Raw genomic sequence first — 770 nt, 5'->3', positions numbered from 1 at the left:
TTCATGATGGAAGACGAGATCGATTGCCCCATTTAGGAAACCACTGATGATGCGTCGATTGTTCGGAATGAGGTGGCCATAGCCGTGCCGGCCGCAGGCGTCCCGGAGCGTCGCCAGATTGACCTCGCCAAGAGCCAAGTTGAAGCGCATCTCCGGGCACAGGTCGCCGACGGGCACCTGCCCCAGCTGGAGCGCTGCCGCTGTCTGCAGACCCAGGGGCGCTGCGAGCGCAGCGTCCAGCCGCTCGGCCAGACACTGGCGCACGAGCGCCCCCTGCGTCGCGATGGGCTGTCCGACCTCGCGATTCTCGAAAACCGCATGCACCGCGTTGCCAAACTCCGTGCCTCGGACAACCCGGAGTGCCTTCAGCGCCGGATGCGGTTCCCGCATGCCCTCCGGGTTCTCCCCCGACCCCTCATGCGCGGTGGCATGAGCCGAACTGGCCGGCAGGCTTTCGTCTGCCGCGCTGGCTTCCTCGACAGCAGGCGCTACGTGATGAACTCGATTGAGGCTGCTGAAGCTGTGCCGACTAGGCAAGGGACCGCCGCCGCTTGCCGGCTCCGGTCGCGCGAGGCGATCGCTCGAGCCCAGCTTGGACGCGCCTTGGAATAGCACAGCCGTATCCGGTGCCCAGCCGGCCACCCAATCGATATGTGGGGTCAGGCTCGCCAGCTCCGGATCCAAAACATCGGCACCCGCCCGCTCCATCATGACATCCAGTGCCGTGCGCTTGGTTCCCTTCAGAGTCGCCACGGAGCCACGCTTGGCCG

At 66.1% G+C, this 770-nt stretch carries 1 protein-coding gene; it reads right to left on the bottom strand.

All coding sequences use genetic code 11. From position 1 onward, the window contains the following. Positions 1-753 (bottom strand): PDDEXK family nuclease (locus tag E4F61_RS03610; RefSeq protein WP_484481997.1); only part of this gene is annotated, 753 nt, incomplete at its 3' end. Positions 754-770 lie beyond the last annotated feature (17 nt).

It is taken from the genome of Cognatilysobacter segetis, from assembly GCF_004359965.1.
Classification (GTDB): Bacteria; Pseudomonadota; Gammaproteobacteria; order Xanthomonadales; family Xanthomonadaceae; genus Cognatilysobacter; species Cognatilysobacter segetis.
Note: the sequence above shows the minus strand (reverse complement) of the source record. Positions and strands in the feature narration are given on the sequence as shown.